The following is a 19,577-nucleotide window of genomic DNA, read 5'->3' as shown; positions in this document are numbered from 1 at the left end:
CCTTAGTGACCGAAGATACGCATAGACCAGTTTTTAATAACACCAGGTTTTGCGTTGTTTGCCATCGGTACATCATAGATAGCTGAAGAGTTGAAATATGCAATGAATGAGAACACTTCATCACCGTTTGTATCGATAGCGCGTAGCGTCCATTCGCCTTTTGCGTCCTCACCGTAGAACTGGTTAGAAAGCAGAAGTTGATTCTCATAGCCTGTCACGTTTGGATCGAGCGATTGACCAACAAGGCCGTTACGCGGCGTTTGTAGAACAGAACGCGTGCCTGATGGAGAAATCAGTTCGATTGCCAAATCAGGTAGACGTGAGTGCTCAAGTGTTAGTTTCACCTGTACCGATTCAACCGTAATGTCATCGGTCACTGCGATAGCTGAAGAGCCGCCAACCAAGCTTGCATCTGGCACGCTGACTTCTGTCGCATTGCTTGCCCATGGAGTAATGATCTGTGCCGGTAGAACATTGTTTGTCATGCGGGCACGTTTCATTGCTTCATCAAGGTTAACCGCACCAAAGCCATAGAAGGTGTGGAAGTCGACACCCGCTGCGTTTTTCTGCCATGGTGAGATTGCTTCGTAGCTCACCAGTTCACCTTGGTTGTTTACGAACTCAAGCTGAACGCCAGGGTGCTCTTTGTCAGTCACGCTTGCGGTTTCCGCGAGCAGCGCACGCACGTCACGAGCGGTTAGCGCATGGTTTGTCGACATAATTGCCGCAATTGCACCTGAAGTGTTTGGCGCAGCAGAAGAGGTACCATTCATCGTACTGGTGTAGTTACAGCTCGGATCTTGCTCTGTACCACCGTGTAGACCGTTAATACCAAGATCAGCACTGGTGTTTTGACCTGCTTCACAGCCCATCAAGTCGGTTGTGACCATGGCTGGGAAATCTTGACCATATTCACCGGCTGGTGCAGCAACCCAAACGTTAGCACCAACGGAAGAGTAACTCGCACGCGTACCGTCGGCACGAAGCGCACTAGTGACTAGGTTGTAATAGCTTGAGTTATCGTAAGATTGTGCCGAGTTGTGCATTGGCAGCCCTTGGTTACCGCCACCCGCGAAGAAATCGCTCGGAAGCACAAAGAAACGACCAGTGTTGAAGTAGCGGTATCCATTACCTGCCGACTTCACGAAGACCGCACCTCGGCCCCAAGCATTGCTTTCGCTGACGTCCTTCATCACATCCATTTCGAGTTTGAACTGTGGGTCGTTCTCATCGAAAGGAATCGGTGTGATCGGGCTAAAGCCATAGCTTTGGTTGAATACGCGGACATCGCTAGTGGACGCGTCTGCACCGTGTGAAATCAACCAACCTTCAAGAGTTTGGTTAGCGAGCCAGTTAAAGCCCATTAGAGACGAGCGAGAAGCAACGCCGCGAACGCCTTCACCGTTGTTACCAACCGCACTGATTAGGCCAGCAACAGCAGTTCCGTGGCCATTTGCGTCTACTGGGTAATCGGTTGGGAATGGAGAGTCTTCAACGAAGTTTCTGCTACCTGTGACTACGTTACCCGCAAGGTCTGGGTGGTCGATCTGTACACCAGAGTCAATGACCGCAACTTTTACGCCTACACCAGCAATACCCATTGCTTGTGTCAGTTTGGTGTTTAAGTCGTTACCCGCAACAGCAGGGTTAGCTGCAAATGCAGTTTGACCTGTGTTATCTAGGTGCCATTGCTCTGAGTAGAGCGGATCGTAAGCCGAGACGGCAGGTGAAATGCCTACTGCTAGCATCGCAGCGAATAGGCGATTAATGCGTGTTTCCATTTGTGACCTCATGTCTTTGTTTGGAATTTTTGTCCCTGTTCGATACTCCTTTAAACAGGTCTAAACAAAGCTAGCGGGTAAGAATGGAGACGAAAACTGTTTACATCTCATTTACTTTTGTTTTTCGACGCACGACATTATCTTGACGTTAACTGCTTGAAGTCACGTGAGATTCTAGATATTTGGAGGAAAGATTGCGTGTTTAAAAAGCAGGAAAATTAGAGTAATTTCCTGCTTTTTATGGAATGGGGTGATTTATATGGCAGGTTGTATGGTTGGCTCAGGTTCTGTAGGGGCTTGTTCTTTACGAGACAGCAACCCGTCAACCACTTTTTCTACATAGAACTTCTTATATTCTTGATCGCACCAACGTTTGTTTAAGCCTCTGCGATTAAACTCAGCGCCAATGGCAACACGAGTTTGGCTAGATGCTCGATTGTAATACAGGGTTTCACATAGTTGTATGTTGCTCATCTGCTGAGCGTATACATTCACACTGCTGCTTCTCATTCCCAATTGTGCGGCTTGTTGATTGCTGCATGCGGCCAAAATGAATGGCGATAGGGCAGCAATAATCCATGTTTTTTTCATTGTGCTTTCTATGACGTCGAGTGAATTTTGAACTGGTTTCGTCCAGCTTGTTTGGCATCATACAGAGCTTGGTCAGCAGCGAAAAACCATTGATCCCACTCTTGTTTGATGGATTGCGCGCTTAACTCGTTAACCGCGCCGAGAGAGATTGTCGCGCCTAGAGAGTCTGAGTCAACCTCTAGGTTGTTGTTTTCAACTGCAAGTCTCAAACGGTCTAAGGTTTTTGCGCAGTCGTCGCTGTGGCGGATTTCAAATAATAAGACGAACTCTTCACCACCCCAACGCACCAATAAGTCTCCAGAGCGAGTGGCTTCATCAAGGATACGCGCGACATGAGTCAGCATCTTGTCACCCAAGTCATGCCCGTATTGGTCGTTGAACGTTTTAAAGTGGTCAATATCAATCACTGCCAGAGCAAACTTACGGCCCGGGCTGTGTTTCGCCATGTTATCTAACCAATTCGGCAGATAGCGTCGGTTGTGGATCTTCGTCAATGGGTCTGTTGTGTTTTGTTGTGTTAACTCTTCATTGATCTTGTTCATTTGACGAATGTAGCGGAAGAGCCAAAAACCAATTGCAGCGACCACACAGAAGTAGAATATCTCTCGATAGCGTTGAGATTCTAATTCCGATGCTTGTAAGGCGTTTTTGGCTTCAAGCAATGTCAGTTCTTTCTGTGCCAGTTTTGCTTCTAAGTCGAGCTTAATGTTGATCATCTCTTCGCCATGAACATGACTAGAGAAGTTGCGCTCCAAACTACGCAGTTGCCCAAGGTAATCAAAGGCAGCTTCAAATCTTTTTAGCTCTTGATGGGCCCGGACTAGCACAAGCAACAAATCCATTTTCTGCTTTGTTTCAACGCTGGATGTCTGACTCAAATTGTCTAGTGCTAGCTTAGCGTTATCGATCGCTTTCTCGTATTGTTCATCAATCAAATAAGCTTCAGCAAACGCTTCATAACAAGAAGCCTTAATGCCTTTGCGCTTCTGCGGGTTTGGTAAATCGAGACATGCTTGAGCTAACTGAAGCGACTCATCCATTTTACCTAAGGTACTTAGTAACTGAGAGAGGTTAGACACCGAGTTGTGTTTGATTCGAACCGACCCTGTCTCCATAGAGAGCTTTGCCGCTCTTTGAAAGTAGCGTTCCGACTCTTGGTATTGTTCCATACCAAAATAAACCACACTTTGGTTCGCATACATAATGGCAAGGAACAAGCTGTTGTCATATTTGTACTTACTGCTTAGGTAGGTATCAATCGCTTGATCAAGATAGGTTTTTGCTCGTTTCCAGTCCGAAAGCTCCATATACAGAGAGGCGATGTTGTTGAGTGTCATCGCAGTCTGAATTTCAAACTCAGAATTTTCGAGAAGGTCGTAGGCGGTACGGTAGTGGCTTAATCCGGTTTGAACCTGAGCTCGTTGCACCTCTGCGTTACCTAACCATCGATATGCTCGACCTTGGAGTGAGTCGTAGCCAATTTCACGGGAGATATTAATCACATCGTGCAATAGCAATTCACCTTGCCAAACGTCATCCGCTTCGACTAAATCAACCGCTTTATTTAATTTGGCTTCAGCAACCACCCAAGGTAAGTCGTGGTCATGTCCAAATTCCACAAGGTCTGGGAGCTTAGGTAGGGGAACACCTTCGTAACGCTCTAGGTAGATGCGCGCGAAGTAATATAAAGCTTGCGCTTCTGGCGAGGCGTTTGCAGGCAGCGATAATTCACCAGACTTGATTGAGCGGGGTTTGCCGATGGAGTCAAAGTAAAACTTCAACATCGGATAATCTGCAGCAGCAATTTGTCGCTTTAGATAGCTTTCCTTTTTTGGAGCGTCAGAAGCGAAGCTATGTGGTGAACACAACATCACACTCAGCACGACAGGAAATAAATATCGCAGCGTTTTTAACGGTAAAAGCATCAGACTGTTGATAGAAAAGCTGACTCTTATGATTGAAACACTTGATAAGTTTATCATTTCTTAACGGCGATTACCCATAGATTTAATAGTTTTCTCTTAGGAAATTATTATTGACCAAGCCAATAATAATAGGCATTTCAGAGATAAAACGTTTTAAAAACGACGTACATTTGAGTGTAGCAGTTAGATAAGGTGTTTTATGCCTTTTATTTAGGGCTGGGTGTTTGAAATCACAACTATAAAGGATAGAAAAAACTGAAAAGGAGTCGCGATAAGAGGGAAATGAGTCTTAAAAAATCGTTCGATCTCTAAAATTTCATTAGACTGTCATAAATATTTAATATTGGTATGTCTTGTGAAAAAAGGTGTTTTTAGACATAGTGTTATTAAGCCATGAAAAATTGGCTGTTCTAACAAAAAAGGAGATTGCCTATGTACAACGAAATGATTCAACCTTCCCGCTTCGGTATTATCGGCCGTACTTGCATCGCGTCAGTACTAATGATCGCAGGCGTTTTCACTCTCATGTAATGAGACAGTAATTTTTCATTACTGATTAGAAAACCATAGCAAAATTCAGGGAATTACCTTAATAAAAAATAAGGTATTCCCCTGAAAATCCCACCTAAGTCTCTTTTCTTAGCTCAACAAGCTAAAAACCAACGCACTTACTGCAACAATACCCGTCATCAGTACAAAGTATGTCGATACTTTTCCACGATATTTGTGCAGTGCTTTCACTTTGTATACCGACAACATCGGCATAATGAACAAGATCATCGCGATAACCGGGCCAGATAGTGCCTCCATCATACCCAAAATGCTTGGGTTCATGATTGCCGCAATCCAAATAGACACGAAAAGCACCACAACACTGATGTGATCAACACGGCGTTTCGGCATATCTGAATGCTTAGTGATCAAACCATTTAGGCTTTCGCGTGCACCTAAGAAATGGCCAAGGAAAGAAGAGGTGATCGCGACAAATGCCACCAGTGGACCAAGTGTTGCGATAAATGGATTGTCCGTAGCGTTAGCTAAGTAAGAAAGCACAGAGACGTTCTGTGACTTTGCTTCTGCCAGTTGTTCTGGAGAAAGCGCTAATACACAAGAAAACACAAACAGAAGAACAAATGCGATCAGCATGACGCTAGTACGGCGCAAGATAAGCTCTGATTTTACGTCCGCACCTTCTCCATAATGGCGACGCTGCACATTTGCAAAGCTAGAGATTGCGGCCGCGTGGCTGAACGAGAAGATCACCACGGGAATCGCTAACCACATTGTGCTTGCAAAAGACGACATTTCTGGTGCATCCATCACTGGCATGCTCCAGTTTGGCATTAGATAAAATGAAAGAAACGCCAGAATCGCCACCAATGGGTAAACCATGATGGCAAACGCACGTAGCATCACCTTTTCACCCGCCATCATGATAGCAATTAAGCTAAACACCAATACGCCAGACAGTAGGGCACGCGGTAATGGCTCCATACCCGCTTGGTTGACCATGAAGCTGTCAACGGTGTTTGTAATACCTACACCATAGATAAGAAGAATCGGGAAGATAGAAAGAAAATACAGCAGCGAAATGGAACGGCCCGCTTTCGCGCCAAAGTGTTCTTCTACAACATCGGTAAAGTCTGCGTTTTTGATCTTTGATGACAGTACGAAACGAGCGAGGCCACGGTGCGCTAGGTAAGTCATTGGGTATGCAAGAATCGCCATGACAACCAGCGGCCAGAAACCACCAATACCAAGGTTTATTGGTAAGAACAGAATGCCAGCTCCTACGGCAGTACCAAACAAGCTTAATACCCAATGAGTATCGTGTTTTGTCCAAGTATTTGTTGTGTTTAATTCACTAAAATTTAACGTATCTCGAGATTCTTTCACTTAAAACTCGCCTTTATAAAAATAATAATCGCGCGGATGTTATATGTTTTAGTGATTGTTATCACATTGGCCAAGTGGTGAATCGTGCTAGTGAAAAGGCAGGGCAGTAAACTATCGAACCATGAAAATTTGAAAAAAGCGATATATAGTTCCAGTATGATATGTGTGGATTGAAACTATATCGCGAAATTTTCTGTTTTTATGGTTTTAGATGTTGTGGTTAAGCTTTGTTCGATAACATTGTAAGGTGTTCCGAAAGCGGCAGCGGTCTTGCAACCCCAAACCCTTGAGCAAACTGGATATTTAGCGCTTTCAGTGTATCGATATGATCTTCTGATTCGACAAACTCGGCAACCGTAACCAACTGCATGCTGCAGGCGACTTGGCTGATGGCTTGGACGATGATTCGGTCATTTTCACTGTCGACAATATTTTTCACGAATGAACCGTCCACTTTCAACACGTCAAGGGGAAGGCGACGCAAATAATCGAAGCTCGCATAACCGGTGCCAAAATCATCGAGTGCGATGGTGGAACCTGCTTCTCGAAGTCTGTTTAAGTTTTGAATTGCGATCGGTTCATTACGAAGGGCGTCCGATTCGGTGATTTCAAAACACAGTTTATTCATCGGGATCTGGTGTAGCTCAGCTTCGGTTTGAATGTCTTCCGCTAAACCCTGTGAATTCAGCGCTTTGGCGGTCAGATTGATGGCACATCGCCCGATCGAGTCCCAATCGTCAATATGGTTTTTTAGCGCTTTGAAAGTGTGTTCGATTACCCATTTATCTAGCTCTCTTTCTAAACCGAACTCATTGATTAAAGGGAAAAACTCAGCCGGAGACATAAGCTCTCCCTGTTTGGGTTTAAGGCGCAGCAAAATCTCAAAGTGGGAATTTTGAGCGTTATCCGATAGCGCTCGATAAGGCTGACAATAGAGCTCAAATTCGTTTTCGCGAAAGCACTGCTGGATGAAGCTCAATTGGTTAAGTGTCTTATTTTCTTCTTGATTGTGTGTTACCCAGTTCACGCATGCGGTGTCGCGACCTTGTTGCTCGCACAGTTTGGAGATCAAAGGATCAAGGTTGTGGTTTCCGTAGATGGAAGCACACTGGATGGTACGTTTTACAAGGCTTACCGCGCTGTCGTCGAAGTAAAAATAGAATCGATCTAAAAGCCCAATCAGTTTGGATAACTCGCTTTCCATCTTAGGTAGTTTTGGGGCAAAACAGAGTAAACCACTGGCAAAAGGTGGCAGATAAGCGCGTTTTAAATGCTCGGTATTGGCAGCCAAATATTGGCTTAACTGTTTCATAAGTTGCGCGCGGCCTTGGTGCCCGAGGCCGTTGAGCTTAGAAAGGGTGGGTTCAAGGTCAATGTAGATCAATGTCGCATGAGTTTGCGTTGCGACATCTTCTTTTAGTTGGGCGAGATTGTATAACCCCGTGAAGCTATCGATGCGTTCTTTTCGAATCGCATTACGTGTCGTGACATAGTTCTTTATTGTATGAGCACCAAGCATAAAAGTGAGCATGGTCAGTACAAACAAAACCAGCAACATCGCATAAACTTGTTCACGTGATATGAAACCTAGGTTGTAGCGGCTGATGATGTTCTCGACACAAACGAGCAATGTTGCAGCTCCAATCAGCATTGGACGAAGCAAGCCAAACTTTCCGAGCCCCATGCCGACCAAACACAGCAGCATTAAGCTAAGCGTATTCAGAGTCAACGGGTTTTGTGCCGAGATTCCGGCCACTAAAAACAGCGCACACACCATCAGCCACAGCCGATAATGCAAAGGGTTGGAGTAGGCTGCCATCATGGCACGATCAAGTTTTATGTAAGGCGCGTTTTCCCCATCAAGTACATAGCTAAGACCAAGGCTTAGCAGTGGGGTAAGTACCATCTGAGTCAGGATTGCGCTTAACACTGAGTAAGCGACAAACTCGAAAGAAAAGTCAGAGGATCCACCTAGCATTACACTGATCAACATGAGCAATGCGGTGTTTGCAATTGGATAGAGTATTCCGATAAACGCGGCGTAGTAGCCAAGTTTAACCGTGAAGTTGTACGCAGCAACGCGTTTTAAGGCTGCACGATACAATTGGCAAAACAACAAAGGCAGTGCGGGGAGCAACACAGAAAACAGCACCGTCATTTCCCATGGACGCTTGGAAAAGAATCCATAGTAAAACAGCAGTCCTGCCACGATAGTCGGGAGGACTCGCCAACTGTATCGCAGCGTTACGGTAACAACGAAAGCAGCCGTAAAAGAGAGTACGTGAACGCGATCTTGCGCAATCACATAGAAATTGGAGAGGCTATAGCTAACTTGTATTGCGCAAAAAATTAGGATTTGAATGCCTAAAAACTGCCACCACTTTTTATTTTTATAATCGAGCAAAGGGCTGATTTGCTCGAATCCAGACACCGACATTATCCACTCTAATTCTGACAACTAAATCGAAGCGCTGACGTAAACGCGAGTTCTTCATTTCCATGATGATTCGCCTAGCAAAATGAGCGTTGTTGCTCATGTTGGACGGTGTTCGTCCGTATTGTTTTTATTATTTTTGTATATAAGAGCGGCGATTATTCAACAAAAAAGCGCTATCAATCAAATAAAAACTGGTACGACGTTCCGTTTATATGAAAGAGCTCTCATGGAAAGTCGCGCAGAATACTTCAATTTAGAGGTACGACTATCAATAAAATCGCAAGAAGTTCATGAAATCGTTAGGTTCCGTCTCATTTCGCCACTATATTTCGCTCGTCATGCCGTAAAAAGAAGAGACCACAATGAAGATCACCTCAGCAGAAAAACAAGATTTAGTTGCACTATACGAGCTCGAACACAAGCTGTTTGGGCATCATGCATATCCAAGATTCTTCTTCAGACAAGCATTTGATTGCTGGCAACAGGGATTGGTGGTTTCCAAACACGGCGAGCAAGTCACAGGCTATGTTTTGATGGCACAAAGTGATGAACAAAACACCCATTGGATCTTGTCACTTGCGGTAGATAGTCAGCATCGAGGAAAGGGGATTGCACGTTCGCTTGTGGAGAATGTAATCACAAAAGCAAGTTCCGGTTCTATCGTTAAGTTAACTGTCGATCCAAACAATGCGCCGGCTTACAAGTTGTACACTTCGTTAGGCTTTAAGGTTCTAGAAAAAGAAGAAGATTATTTCGGTGATGGAGAGCCTAGACTGGTCATGGCACTAGCCCGTTAATCTTGCACTTCTGTGATTCAAACTCGCACCTAATCAGTGCATTGCCAATGATAAAGTGAAAGTGGATTTTGTTAAGCTGTTGAAATGTAATGCAATATAAAATTGGCATCGGGTTTGCAATTTAAGTTACGTTCATCGTTAACTCGATGCGCCGCTTTCCCTTAGCAGGCGGTTAAGCGGATAGGGTATTACTTTTTTGAGCTTTTATAGGCAATGCAGCCTCTCTCGTTTCGGGAGAGGTTTTTTTTCGCTTGTAGCTCGTCATTCTAAGGAAAGAATCAGGGGGCGGAATGTCGCAAGGATGCAAAAAAACCACTTGTCCCTATTGTGGTGTTGGATGTGGTGTCGAGGTCAATGCGAAAGGAATCGTTGGGGATGCGTGTCATCCTGCAAATGCGGGATCACTGTGCGTAAAGGGCGTCGCGCTGGCAGAGAGCTTGAATATGCCTTCGCGCTTGCTGTATCCAAAGCTTGTCACCAAGCAGCGACCTCAAGGGCAAGAAGTACAATGGCAACAAGCCACGGATCTGATTGCAGAGAAGATTCATCAAGCGAAAGCAGAGTTTGGATCGGATTCCGTCGCGATGTACGTGTCAGGCCAGTTGTTGACGGAAGACTATTACGTCGCCAACAAACTCATTAAAGGCTATGTTGGCAGCGCAAACATCGATACAAACTCCCGTTTGTGTATGTCTTCGGCGGTTGCGGCTCATGTACGAGCATTTGGTGAAGATGTCGTTCCCGTCAATTACGACGACATTGATAAGACTGAGCTATTGATAATTTGCGGTGCTAATACCGCTTGGACGCACCCTGTTTTATTTCGACGCATTCAACAAGCGAGAGAGAACAATCCTAATCTCAAGTTGGTGGTTATTGACCCGCGTGAAACGGTCACCGCGCAGCAAGCTGATTTGCATCTACCGATTAAGAACGATGGAGATGTATCACTGTTTAATGGGCTGCTTAAGTTTCTTATTGAGCAGCAATGCATTGATTCTCAATACATAAACTCCTATACCGACGGATTTAATGCACTTACAGAAGAAGTTTCTGATTTGCGTTACGATGTCACTAATTTGATGTCTTCCATTGGCATTTCAGAAGAAAAACTCACGACATTCTTCCAATGGTTTGCGCAAAGCCCAACCGCAATCACGCTGTTTTGCCAAGGGGTTAACCAAGCCGAAAATGGTGTTGATAAAGGCAATGCCATTATTAATGCACATTTGGCGTCAGGCAAAATTGCTAAGTCAGGTTGCGGGCCGTTTTCTATTACAGGTCAGCCGAATGCGATGGGCGGACGAGAAGTCGGTGGTTTGGCAAACCAGTTAGCGATTCATCGCGCTTTTGACGCAAAGTCTATCAAACAAGTGCAGGCGTTTTGGGATTCACCAGAGATTGCCACTCAGCCCGGTTTAAAAGCCGTTGAGCTGTTTGAGGCGGTAGAACGTGGTGAGATTAAAGTTCTGTGGATCATGGCAACCAATCCCGTTGTCTCTTTACCAGATAACCAATTGGTGAAACGTGCACTAGAGATTTGTCCGTTTGTGATTGTTTCCGATATCACAGCGGATTCGGATGTAGCGCATTACGCAGACCTGTTGCTGCCCGCCGCTGGTTGGGGGGAGAAACAAGGTATGGTGACTAACTCTGAGCGTCGACTTTCTAGGCAGCGTCAGTTTCAAACGCCTCCGGGTGAAGCAAAATCGGATTGGTGGGCGATAAGCCAAGTCGGGCAAGCTTTGTGTGCATTGGAAAAGACACAAAATGGCTTTGCGTTTACTTCTGAGCGGGCGGTATTCAGAGAATATGCCGCGATGACAAGCATGAATGCAGATTCGCCATTGAAGCTAGATCTTTCTCAATACGCCAACTTAACCGAGCAAGAATACGAAGAGTGGGTGCCGACACAATGGGGAGGAGAGCGCCCTTTTGCTGATGGAATCTATTCGCACCAAGATGGAAAAGCGCGCTTTGTCGTGACCAGTGAATCTCCAACGCGTTTAGAAAGAACAAAAGGCTGGTGGCTCAATACGGGCAGGCAACGCGACCAATGGCATACCATGACGCGCACAGGTCATATCGCACACCTTGCCGCCTCTGAGTTAGAGCCAACCGTGTACATGAACACACTCTCCGCCACTCAAAATCGCTTAAAAGCAGGACAGCTCACCAAGCTGTTTCAGCCGACTTCAAACACCGGTATTTATGCCAAAGTTGCCATTGATGAAGGTTTGGGTTTTCAAGAGCTGTTTATGTCAATGCACTGGGCGGGTCGATATGGCGGTGAAAGCAGTGTTAACGCGATAGTAAACAGCGCAAAAGACCCTATTTCTGGGCAGCCTGCGTTTAAGTCATCTTATGTTGAAGTGCAAGAGGCGGCGGTAAAAACTTACGGTATGTTCATTGGTACACAGTTTGATTCCGGCAAGTTTCTCTACAGCGCATTTCAAGCAGAAAGTAATTTAGGCATCTGGCGCTTTGCACACGACAAACGACCAAAGAAGCAGAGTTTTTGTCGAACGGAAAAGAGCCGCAGAATTACGATAGATATTGCCCAAGGTTGGCTAGCAGTGGATTACGACCTTGCTGGAGACGTGCGTATCATTCGTTCTGTTTTAGTGGTGTCTAGTGAACCGATTCAAACCGACTACACCAACTTTACCGGCTTGATTGGCAAACCGATGGAGCTATCGCAACTGCTTACCATCACTCAATCGCAAAGCAGCGCCAAACTGGTTTGTAGTTGTTTCCGCGTCACCGATAAACAAATACATGACGCGATGGAGAAACAAGACTGCACGTCACTGACTCAACTTCAAAACAAACTCAAATGCGGCACTAACTGTGGTTCGTGCGTTTCTCAAATCAAACAAATGGTCGACAGCCATCAGCATCAAAAGGGCAAACAGCAAGCGAACCAGCAAAGTCTGGCTATTCAAATAAAGTAAGTCATAAAGAGGATAAGCACATGGAAGCGCCTTATCAAAAGTCTTGGTTTAAGAAAGGACAAGCGAGTCAGAATCAAGAACGCTCGTCTCGCTTTTCTAAGCATGATCAAGCAAGCAAACTGAACCGACTTTTAGAAGACCATTCAGTAGACCTAGACGCGAACCACAAAGGTTTTGTCTCGATTGTTGGAGCAGGGCCGCACGATCCTGACTTGTTAACCGTGAAGGCTGTGAAAGCTATTATGTCGGCAGAGGTTCTGCTGTACGACCGTTTGGTTAACAAAGATATTTTGGAGTTGGCTTCGCCACAAGCCGATTGGATTTACGTGGGCAAACGATGCGGACAACCTAGTATTGGTCAGGAAGAAATTTGTGACTTGATGGTATCGCTCGCTCAACAAGGAAAGCGAGTTGTGCGCTTAAAAGGGGGAGATCCTTTCGTATTTGGCCGTGGAGGTGAAGAGGCATTAGCACTCGTAAAACACTCAATCGCTTACGAAGTCATCCCCGGTATTACTGCTGCGATTGGATGTTCAGCAAACAGCTTGATTCCGCTGACTCATCGTGGCGTTGCTCGCAGCGTTACCTTTGTGACGGGGCAAGTGGTAACAGGCGCATTTGAAGCGTGGAGCCAACTGATGCAAAGCGGACAAACGTTAGTCTTCTATATGGGGTTAGAAAAATCATCGCAAATACAAACGGGTTTAATCAACTCCGGTTTGAGAGAAGATTTCCCTGTCGCGATCATCACTCATGGTTGCAGCCCTCAACAACAAGTGCACGTTACACAACTCAATCAGCTCAATGATTTATCGATTACACTTAAAGGCGTGAGCCCAGCATTGATTGTGATGGGAGAAGTTGTCAAACTGCGGGAACAACTAATAGAAACCGTACAGTCAGTGACGGAATACGAGGGAATATGAGCAGCATTTTGGAATGTATTAGAACAGTCGGTCGTGGCGAACGTGGTAGAAAACCACTGAACTTTGACCAAGCGTTTCGAGTTATGGATGAATACCTAAACGGTGAGTGCGACGACGATCAGATGGCAATGCTGTTGATGCTGATCCGCGTACAGAACGAGACTCAACAAGAAATCGCTGGCTTTGTGAAAGCATTCCAATCCCGCATGCCAGCTATTGGTGCAGACATTGACTGGCCATGTTATGCAGGCAAACGTGAAGCGGCAGGTCAACCTTGGCACCTGTTGGCAGCAAAGATCCTCGCCGATAATGGTCATAAAGTGTTGATGCACGGCTATCACGATCGTCAATCTGGTCGTTTACACGCTGAAGACTACCTCGACAAATTTGCTATTACGAAAGCGGAATCAGCAGAAGACGCAAAGCGTGTGTTAGAAACACAAAACATTGTGTATCTACCGCTGAGTGCGTTTGCTCGTCAAGCAGAAACCATGATCGGTTGGAAGAATCGTTATGGGCTTAGAACGCCGATTAATACCGTGGTTCGTGCATTGAATCCGGGGCAGGCGACGGTTGGTATTCGTGGTAGCTTCCATCCTGGGTTCCAACAACTTCATGCTGAAGTCGAATACGAGATTGGTCAAACCGCTCATGCCGTTGTGTCATTTAAAGGGCAATCTGGCGAGTCAGAATACAACCCGAAAGTAAGCCAAACGGTATGGTTAAGCCAAACAAGCGGCGTGACATCGCACTACTGGACGGAGCAAATGCTATCTGAGGTGCCAATGCCTGCGAACTGCCCATTTGGGACATCAGAAGATGACATGAACCAAATGGCAAATACGGTTCTTGCCACCATGACAGTGGTGCTATTTGCACAAATGCACGACAGGGAAAAAGCATTCGAACGAGCTTTCTCTTACTGGCAAGCCTATTGCGGCCAACAATAACGCACTATTGTCAATTAATGTAAAACCAACGACGCAAAGTTGTTGAATCTGAATCCATTATCTATTGTTTGAAGAAGGTAAAAGATCCTAGCTCGCCAATGATGTGTTTCACCACCTTGCTCCGTATCAGAGTGGTGAAACCGCAGTTTTAGCCTCAATCGCGTTCGTTTTTAGCTTCGCGTTTGAGAATGAGAAAATCCCATATGGTAAGACACAGAGGACATGGATAATGGTTCTAAAGCATACCACTCCTAGTGAAAAGGCTTCTCATCCGATCCCGCAAGAAGCCTTCGATTGGTACGACGAATACGCCCACGGAAAAATCTCGCGCCGTGAGTTTCTAAATAGGCTGGGTGGCCTTGCGGTGCTTGGCTTTAGCATGACAGCACTGGTCGACGCGCTAACCCCGAATTACGCACTCGCAGAGCAAGTTTCATTTAACGATCCTGACATCAAAGCAACTTACGAAACCTTTCCATCTCCAAATGGGCATGGAGAAGGGCGTGGTTATTTGGTGATGCCACAGAAGAAGACCTTAAAATCGCCGACCGTGTTGGTGATTCATGAAAATCGAGGTCTGAACCCTTATATCAAAGATGTCGCAAGACGACTTGCAAAAGACGGCTTTATTGCTTTCGCTCCAGACGCACTTTATCCACTCGGCGGCTATCCGGGGAACGACGATGAGGGGCGCGCGATGCAGAAAGAGATGGACAGAGCCAAGATCGAACAAGACTTTATTGCAGCGGCTAACTTCCTCAAACAATACGAGGGTGGCAACGGTAAATTGGGCGCGGTTGGATTCTGCTTCGGTGGATACATTGTCAACATGCTTGCAGCGGTAATGCCAGAAGAGCTCGATGCAGGTGTGCCTTTCTATGGAACGCCAGCGGCGCAAGAGATCCAAAAGCAAGTCAAAGGACCGTTGATGATTCACTTTGCAGGGCTCGATAAGCGTGTTAACGACACATGGCCTGCTTATGAGCAGCAATTGATCGCGACCGACGCGCAGTATCAAGCGTTGATGTATGAAAACGTCAACCACGGTTTCCATAACGACTCAACGGCACGCTACGCACCGGAAGAGGCAGCGCTCGCTTGGGAACGTACACTCGGCTTCTTTAAAGAACATCTCGCCTCTAGTTAAAACGCTTCAACCTTAGTTGGCACATTCCTTGTTATGTCTCTCTTAGTGAGTGAGATATAAACAAGGAATGTGCATGACTCAATCAACGTCAAAAACACCCATCATAGTATGCTGCGATAGCCTCCAAGAGCAGGCTCGATTGTCCGGCTTATTGAGCAAAGATTACGACAACATCATGGGTTGCCAATTGGCACAACTAGAAACGCTTATGCAGCGAGAACCGTCAGCAAGCGTTGTGGTTGGATGGCAGCAACCAACCGCGGAACTGCGTTTGATCGTCGATTTCTGCCGCAGAAAATCGGCACCACTTCTTATCGTCTTAAAGCAATTATCATCCCATGATATCAATCGGTTATCAGAAAAAATGGACTATGTGCTCATGCCGCATGATAGTGAGTTTGCACTTCAACCTTGGATTGAACATGCGACATTAGTGAGAACGAAATTCGAAAGTATGCAATCGGAAATTGAATCGCTGACCCACAAGATTGAAGAGCGCAAGCTGGTGGAAAAAGCCAAAGGTCTGCTGATGAAGATGCACAGCGTTGATGAAGAACAGGCTTACAAAGCGCTTAGAAATTCAGCTATGCAATCCAGCCAAACGCTCGCACAAGTTGCCAAGAATTTGATAACTACTTTGGAAGTGTTGGATTAGTTGCTCTACCACTTTGGGGTTAGGGTGCATTTTCTAACGTGGTGCGTGTTGCACTATCAGCAAGCAATAACAGGAAATAACAAACGGCAAGATATACTAATTTATTGTATTTACTGTGAAAAATAAGTTGGCACAGTAATTGGATTAGAAGAATTGGGTTTATTGTTGAATCGCTTATCTCAATTATCAACGGCGGTAATTGTAGACTTAGCAACGGCGCTACTGCTCTTCGGAGTAGTGGCGCTTTTTTTATGGGAGCAAACCAATGAAATGGAGTTCGATGCTGAAAGTGTCAGCAATTTCGTTATCGGTATTCACCACGGTCAGCGTAAAGGCAGAGTTGGGTGAGCCAGAAATTGAAGACCTGAAGTTTGGTTTTATTAAGTTAACCGATATGGCACCGCTGGCGGTTGCTTATGAGAAAGGCTTTTTTGAAGACGAAGGCTTGTACGTCACTTTAGAAGCACAAGCAAACTGGAAGGTGCTATTAGACCGAGTCATCGACGGTGAGCTTGCTGGCGCGCACATGCTTGCTGGTCAGCCATTGGGCGCAACGATTGGTGTCGGCACAAAAGCAGAAGTGATTACCGCGTTCAGTATGGATTTGAACGGCAACGCAATTACGGTTTCCAATGATACTTGGGAGCAGATGAAGCAGTACATTTCAAAACAACCAGATGGCAAACCAGTTCACCCAATCAAAGCGGATGCGCTGAAGCCTGTGGTCGACAGCTATCTGGATAAAGGCAAACCGTTCAACATGGGCATGGTGTTCCCTGTATCGACACACAACTATGAGTTGCGATACTGGTTAGCGGCAGGTGGGATTCATCCAGGCTTTTATGCACCAGACTCAGGCGATAACAGTGGCCAGTTGGATGCTGACGTTCTTTTGAGTGTTACACCGCCACCACAAATGCCAGCCACAATGGAAGCGGGCACGATCAAAGGGTACTGCGTAGGCGAACCATGGAACCAACAAGCCGTATTCAAAGGTATTGGTACGCCAGTCGTGACCGATTACGAGATCTGGAAGAACAACCCAGAGAAAGTGTTTGGTGTTTCCAAAGCTTGGGCTGAGAAGTATCCAAACACACACATTCGCGTAGTGAAAGCCTTGATTCGAGCGGCACATTGGTTGGATGAAAACGATAATGCCAACCGCCAAGAAGCTGTGAAGATGCTATCAAAAAGCGAATATGTTGGAGCTGATGCCGAAGTTATCGCTAACTCAATGACGGGCACATTTGAATACGAGAAAGGTGACAAACGAGACGTGCCAGACTTCAACGTGTTCTTCCGTCATAACGCCACGTATCCGTATTACAGCGATGCGATTTGGTACCTGACCCAAATGCGTCGCTGGGGACAGATCTCAAGCGAGAAATCCGATGATTGGTACATGGATGTGGCAAAAGAGGTTTACCGTCCAGATATCTACCAACAAGCAGCTCAAGCGCTAATTGAAGATGGTGTGTTGAGCAAAAAAGACTTCCCAGATTTCAGTGCTGAAGATGGTTTCCGTGCACCGCAAACACACTTTATTGACAACATCGTTTATGACGGTCGCGAGCCAAATAAATATCTAGAGAAGTTCTCTATCGGGCTTAAAGGAAAAGACAAGGTTTAACCATAACGATAAACGCCACAGGCGAGGGGATTCGCTTGTGGCAACAAGGATGTAAATTTCTTAGGAGTGAGTATGTCTAGTAATGTCATTTCCCTTTTTCCTGCTAAGCAGGTAGTGAACCGAAGTCGGTTGGTACTTTTGCCCGTCATTGGTTTGCTGATCTTTTTGGCAATGTGGCACTTAGCAGCGAGAGAAGTGCAAACCTCATTAGGTACGCTACCGGGGCCTGTGCAAACTTTTCAGCAGTTCAGCAACCTTGTCGATGACCATTGGCAAGAGCGAGAAAAGGAACAAGCGTTTATCGAACGTCAGGAAAAACGCAATGCTGCGAAGTTAGTCAAGAATCCGGATGCGGAAGTGAAGATTCGTCCTTACACAGGTAAACCGACGTTCTTCGACCAAATCGTGACAAGCTTAGTGACTGTAACTGCCGGCTTTCTATTGGCGACTGTCATTGCGATTCCACTTGGCATCGTGCTTGGTCTGAATCAAGGACTGTATCAAGCGTTCAACCCAATCATTCAATTGCTCAAGCCCGTATCACCTTTGGCTTGGCTGCCTATCGTCACTATGGTGGTGAGTGCTACTTATGTGAGTGATGATCCGATGTTTGCTAAGTCGTTCATCAACTCACTGATCACTGTGGCGCTGTGTAGCTTATGGCCGACGCTGATTAACACCGCAGTGGGCGTAACGAGCGTTGATAAAGACTTAATCAACGTGAGCAAAGTGCTCCAACTTTCGTGGTGGCAGCACATTCGCACTATCGTTTTACCTTCTGCCATTCCAATGATCTTCACAGGTTTACGTCTCTCTTTAGGTATCGCTTGGATGGTGTTGATTGCGGCAGAAATGCTCGCTCAGAACCCGGGGTTAGGCAAGTTCGTTTGGGACGAATTCCAAAACGGCAGCTCGGCATCATTGGGTCGCATCATGGTCGCCGTCATCACAATCGGCTTTATCGGTTTGATGCTCGATAGAGGCATGCTGCAACTTCAAAAGTGGTTGTCTTGGAATAAACAACAAGCGTTGAGATAAGGGAAAAGATCATGGAAAAAGCATTATTAGATCTAACGCGTTTAGGGATGCGATTCCCAACGCCAGATGGCGAGTTCATCGCGCTTAAGAACGTTGATTTACAAATCAATAAAGGTGAGTTTGTATCGCTGATTGGCCACTCTGGGTGCGGTAAATCAACGGTATTGAACTTAGTCGCAGGGCTGCACATGCCAACAGACGGCGGCGTGATCGTCGATGGACGAGAAGTAGCTGGACCGGGACCTGACCGCGCAGTAGTGTTCCAAAACCATTCATTATTGCCTTGGTTAACCGTGTATCAAAACGTTGAGCTCGCAGTAAAACAAATTGCCGGCAAAAAGGGCAAAGCGTGGGTTCAGGAACAAGTGAACCACTATTTGGAGTTGATTCAAATGCAGCATGCCGCGCACAAAAAGCCCGATGAAATCTCGGGTGGTATGAAGCAGCGAGTCGGCATCGCGAGAGCACTGGCACTTCAACCAAAGGTTCTGCTGATGGATGAACCATTTGGCGCGTTGGATGCGCTAACACGCGCGCATTTACAGGATGCACTGATGAAGATTCAAGCCGAGCTAAACAACACCGTCATCATGATTACCCATGACGTGGATGAAGCGGTGTTGTTATCTGACAAAATCGTGATGATGACTAACGGACCGGCAGCAACCATTGGTGAAGTGTTAGAAGTGAATCTACCTCGCCCTCGTGAGCGTGTCGCACTGGCGGATGATGCGCAGTATCAGAAGTGTCGACAAGCGGTGCTGAAGTTCCTTTACGAGAAGCAATCCAAAGTCGAGATTCCTGCTTCGAAAGAAGACAAACCCAAAACCGCAGCGCAAACGGCATAAGG

14 protein-coding genes are annotated in these 19,577 nt (G+C 46.0%); 9 read left to right on the top strand and 5 right to left on the bottom strand.

Annotated elements, in window-relative coordinates; genetic code table 11:
* Nucleotides 1-2 precede the first annotated feature (2 nt).
* The 5 genes from VCHENC03_RS22180 to VCHENC03_RS22200 all read right to left on the bottom strand — a co-directional run bounded on the left by VCHENC03_RS22180 (nucleotide 3) and on the right by VCHENC03_RS22200 (nucleotide 8,630).
* Complete coding sequence (locus VCHENC03_RS22180) at nucleotides 3-1,781, bottom strand: S8 family peptidase (RefSeq protein WP_009704607.1); 1,779 nt, start codon at nucleotides 1,779-1,781, stop codon at nucleotides 3-5.
* A 255-nt stretch (nucleotides 1,782-2,036) separates the two neighbouring features.
* Nucleotides 2,037-2,372, bottom strand: a complete 336-nt coding sequence (locus VCHENC03_RS22185; protein ID WP_009704606.1) for a hypothetical protein — start codon at nucleotides 2,370-2,372, stop codon at nucleotides 2,037-2,039.
* Between the two features lie 8 nt (nucleotides 2,373-2,380).
* Nucleotides 2,381-4,297 carry a tetratricopeptide repeat-containing diguanylate cyclase gene (locus VCHENC03_RS22190; protein ID WP_009704605.1) on the bottom strand — a complete coding sequence of 639 codons (1,917 nt, stop codon included), beginning with the start codon at nucleotides 4,295-4,297 and terminating at the stop codon, nucleotides 2,381-2,383.
* A 639-nt stretch (nucleotides 4,298-4,936) separates the two neighbouring features.
* A complete protein-coding gene (locus VCHENC03_RS22195; protein WP_005439281.1) occupies nucleotides 4,937-6,193 on the bottom strand; it encodes an aromatic amino acid transport family protein in 1,257 nt (418 codons plus the stop codon).
* A 220-nt stretch (nucleotides 6,194-6,413) separates the two neighbouring features.
* Complete coding sequence (locus tag VCHENC03_RS22200) at nucleotides 6,414-8,630, bottom strand: EAL domain-containing protein (RefSeq protein WP_032802061.1); 2,217 nt, start codon at nucleotides 8,628-8,630, stop codon at nucleotides 6,414-6,416.
* Between the two features lie 362 nt (nucleotides 8,631-8,992).
* Between VCHENC03_RS22200 and VCHENC03_RS22205 the strand changes: the two genes are divergently transcribed.
* From VCHENC03_RS22205 to VCHENC03_RS22245, 9 genes are all read left to right on the top strand, one after another.
* Complete coding sequence (locus tag VCHENC03_RS22205) at nucleotides 8,993-9,427, top strand: GNAT family N-acetyltransferase (RefSeq protein ID WP_009704603.1); 435 nt, start codon at nucleotides 8,993-8,995, stop codon at nucleotides 9,425-9,427.
* 290 nt (nucleotides 9,428-9,717) lie between these two features.
* A complete protein-coding gene (locus VCHENC03_RS22210) occupies nucleotides 9,718-12,381 on the top strand; it encodes a nitrate reductase (RefSeq protein ID WP_032802060.1) in 2,664 nt (887 codons plus the stop codon).
* A gap of 20 nt (nucleotides 12,382-12,401) precedes the next feature.
* Nucleotides 12,402-13,307 carry a uroporphyrinogen-III C-methyltransferase gene (cobA, locus tag VCHENC03_RS22215; protein WP_009704601.1) on the top strand — a complete coding sequence of 302 codons (906 nt, stop codon included), beginning with the start codon at nucleotides 12,402-12,404 and terminating at the stop codon, nucleotides 13,305-13,307.
* On the top strand, nucleotides 13,304-14,257 hold the full coding sequence (locus VCHENC03_RS22220; RefSeq protein WP_009704600.1) for a glycosyl transferase family protein: 954 nt from the start codon (nucleotides 13,304-13,306) through the stop codon (nucleotides 14,255-14,257). Before cobA ends, VCHENC03_RS22220 begins: the two co-directional genes overlap by 4 nt.
* A gap of 229 nt (nucleotides 14,258-14,486) precedes the next feature.
* The gene (locus tag VCHENC03_RS22225; protein WP_009704599.1) at nucleotides 14,487-15,404 is read left to right on the top strand and encodes a dienelactone hydrolase family protein; all 918 of its coding nucleotides are present in this window, start codon (nucleotides 14,487-14,489) and stop codon (nucleotides 15,402-15,404) included.
* A 73-nt stretch (nucleotides 15,405-15,477) separates the two neighbouring features.
* Complete coding sequence (locus tag VCHENC03_RS22230) at nucleotides 15,478-16,059, top strand: ANTAR domain-containing response regulator (RefSeq protein ID WP_009704598.1); 582 nt, start codon at nucleotides 15,478-15,480, stop codon at nucleotides 16,057-16,059.
* A gap of 265 nt (nucleotides 16,060-16,324) precedes the next feature.
* On the top strand, nucleotides 16,325-17,689 hold the full coding sequence (locus VCHENC03_RS22235; RefSeq protein WP_032802058.1) for a CmpA/NrtA family ABC transporter substrate-binding protein: 1,365 nt from the start codon (nucleotides 16,325-16,327) through the stop codon (nucleotides 17,687-17,689).
* A gap of 72 nt (nucleotides 17,690-17,761) precedes the next feature.
* On the top strand, nucleotides 17,762-18,727 hold the full coding sequence (locus tag VCHENC03_RS22240) for an ABC transporter permease (RefSeq protein WP_009704596.1): 966 nt from the start codon (nucleotides 17,762-17,764) through the stop codon (nucleotides 18,725-18,727).
* Nucleotides 18,728-18,738: 11 nt separating this feature from the next.
* Entirely contained in the window at nucleotides 18,739-19,575 is an 837-nt protein-coding gene (locus tag VCHENC03_RS22245) for an ABC transporter ATP-binding protein (RefSeq protein WP_009704595.1), read from the top strand.
* Nucleotides 19,576-19,577 lie beyond the last annotated feature (2 nt).

It is taken from the genome of Vibrio sp. HENC-03 (genome assembly GCF_000305755.2).
Classification (GTDB): Bacteria; Pseudomonadota; Gammaproteobacteria; order Enterobacterales; family Vibrionaceae; genus Vibrio; species Vibrio owensii.
This window is presented reverse-complemented; position numbering and strand designations above follow the sequence as displayed.

Bases quoted from the DNA above. Each gene is read 5' to 3' on its own strand.
- cobA (WP_009704601.1), top strand. From the start codon at position 12,402: ATGGAAGCGCCTTATCAAAAGTCTTGGTTTAAGAAAGGACAAGCGAGT.
- VCHENC03_RS22190 (WP_009704605.1), bottom strand. From the start codon at position 4,297: ATGCTTTTACCGTTAAAAACGCTGCGATATTTATTTCCTGTCGTGCTG.
- VCHENC03_RS22225 (WP_009704599.1), top strand. From the start codon at position 14,487: ATGGTTCTAAAGCATACCACTCCTAGTGAAAAGGCTTCTCATCCGATC.
- VCHENC03_RS22180 (WP_009704607.1), bottom strand. From the start codon at position 1,781: ATGGAAACACGCATTAATCGCCTATTCGCTGCGATGCTAGCAGTAGGC.
- VCHENC03_RS22210 (WP_032802060.1), top strand. From the start codon at position 9,718: ATGTCGCAAGGATGCAAAAAAACCACTTGTCCCTATTGTGGTGTTGGA.
- VCHENC03_RS22200 (WP_032802061.1), bottom strand. From the start codon at position 8,630: ATGTCGGTGTCTGGATTCGAGCAAATCAGCCCTTTGCTCGATTATAAA.
- VCHENC03_RS22185 (WP_009704606.1), bottom strand. From the start codon at position 2,372: ATGAAAAAAACATGGATTATTGCTGCCCTATCGCCATTCATTTTGGCC.
- VCHENC03_RS22230 (WP_009704598.1), top strand. From the start codon at position 15,478: ATGACTCAATCAACGTCAAAAACACCCATCATAGTATGCTGCGATAGC.
- VCHENC03_RS22205 (WP_009704603.1), top strand. From the start codon at position 8,993: ATGAAGATCACCTCAGCAGAAAAACAAGATTTAGTTGCACTATACGAG.
- VCHENC03_RS22245 (WP_009704595.1), top strand. From the start codon at position 18,739: ATGGAAAAAGCATTATTAGATCTAACGCGTTTAGGGATGCGATTCCCA.
- VCHENC03_RS22235 (WP_032802058.1), top strand. From the start codon at position 16,325: ATGAAATGGAGTTCGATGCTGAAAGTGTCAGCAATTTCGTTATCGGTA.
- VCHENC03_RS22220 (WP_009704600.1), top strand. From the start codon at position 13,304: ATGAGCAGCATTTTGGAATGTATTAGAACAGTCGGTCGTGGCGAACGT.
- VCHENC03_RS22240 (WP_009704596.1), top strand. From the start codon at position 17,762: ATGTCTAGTAATGTCATTTCCCTTTTTCCTGCTAAGCAGGTAGTGAAC.